This window comes from Sphingomonas oligophenolica (assembly GCF_039522915.1).
GTDB lineage: Bacteria > Pseudomonadota > Alphaproteobacteria > Sphingomonadales > Sphingomonadaceae > Sphingomonas > Sphingomonas oligophenolica.
Genome location: NZ_BAAAEH010000068.1, coordinates 1 through 1,800 on the forward strand (window position 1 = coordinate 1; position 1,800 = coordinate 1,800).

Consider the following 1,800-nt stretch of genomic DNA (forward strand, 5'->3'; position numbering starts at 1 on the left):
AACGCGGATCCTGGCGCCGTACATTTGCGGCTCTCCGACGGCGGCGGTTTCGAAGCCGACTGATGGGGAACCGAGGCCAGCGGCGTAGGTATAGTATTTCTTGTTGGTGACGTTCGTCGCGAACACCGACAGATCGACCGGCGAGCCGGCGACCGAATTCCAGCTCGCATTGAGGTTGAGGAGGTCGAGCGCCGGCAGCGTGCTGAACGCCGCGATTGCGGGATTGGGATTCTCGCGGTCAGTGTAATTGACCAGCATGCTGTCGCGGTGGGTGAAGATCGCACCGAACGAAATCCTGCCCACGCTTTCATCGAGCGGCAAGGTGTAGGTCGCCGAAACGGTAATCTTGTTCTTTGGCGAAAGGACTTCCGGATCGCCGACCGCGAACAATGCGGCAAGCGTGAAGTTCGGATCGTTGTAGCTCGAGAAGTCGGGGACCGATTTGATCTTGGTGTGGAGGTAAGTGTAGCCGGCGGCGAGATCCAGGCCCCTGAACGGCGTCAGCGTGGCTTCGGCCTCGAGGCCGTAAATCTCCGACTTGCCCGCGTTGACGGGCGCTGCGGTCGAGGCCTGGCCGCTGCCGGGCCTGGCGTTGAAGCCGACCTGCAGCTGCTGGTTGCTGAAATCATTGTAGAAGGCGGCGACATTGAGTGTCCCGTGCACTGCGCCGTGGAAGCCGGTCTTCACGCCGATTTCATAGGAATCGACCTGCTCGGGTGCCACGAGATTGAGCGGTGCGGAGACGTTCGGCGCAATCGTCGCCGAACGATAGCCGCGGGCATATTTTGCGTAGAGCAGGATGTCCTGGGTCGGCGTGTAGTCGAGATCGATCAGCCAGGTGGGCTTGCTCGACTTCTGGTGAAGCGTGGTCACGCAGTTGCGCACGGTCGCGGTCGGATCAGTGCAGACCGGATTCGGCGTGGTCGGGAACAGGCCATATTGGGGCGGATATTGCAGTATATAGCTGCGCCGGTCGCTTGTGTTTGTCTCGCTGTCCCAGGTGTAGCGGAAGCCGCCGGTCAGCTTCAGCTTGTCGGTCAGCTTGTAGGTGCCCTGCGCGTACAGGCCGACGTCATGGAAATAGGTCGAGCCGACCGTATAGTTGATCGACCCGACATGGATCGGCGCGAGGGGCGTTCCCGGCGGCAATTGGCTGAGGATGTTGACATAGGTGGCGAAGCCGACCGGATCGGTACACTGAAAGTCCGATCCGTCGCTTCGGCAGGCCGCCAGGAAGGGCGACTGGCTCCCGGACAGGCCGAGCGGATCGCTGATTTCAAGATAGCCACCGGCCTGCCAGGTCAGGCGATTGTCCATGGCGCTGCCCTGGAACTGCAATTCCTCGGTAAAAGTGCTCTGATCAGCCGTGTTCAATCCGGGCGGCGGGGAAATCTGGGTGAAGGGAATGTAATAGGTGCCGAGCGGCCCGAGGCTGAACGGGAAGTTCGTTCCGAACTCGGGCGCATGAACATTCTGGGTGTATTGCGCGTAGCTGGCGATGTTCTTGATCGTCAGCGTGTCGGAGGCGTGCCAGGTCGTCGTATCGATGACCTGCCACTGGGTGATCCGCGAATAGGAATTGGCCAGTGGATTGTTGACGTCGTAGAAGCCCTGAGGCTTTGTGGCGAGCTGTCCCGCGGCGAGGAAACCAAGCCCCTGGCTCGCATCCGCCGCGACCAGCTTGCTGATCGGCCCCGCCGTGTCAGAATGAGTATAGGACGCGACGATATAGTTTTCGAGATTGGGGGTCAGATCGGCGACGATGCTGAGCCGGGCCGCCCAGTAATTGACATTGTTGAA

Annotated in this window: 1 protein-coding gene; it reads right to left on the minus strand. The window is 60.7% G+C overall.

The features are described 5' to 3' along the window. On the minus strand, positions 1-1,800 hold a 1,800-nt coding region (locus tag ABD050_RS28910; RefSeq protein WP_343893052.1), incomplete at both ends, for a TonB-dependent receptor.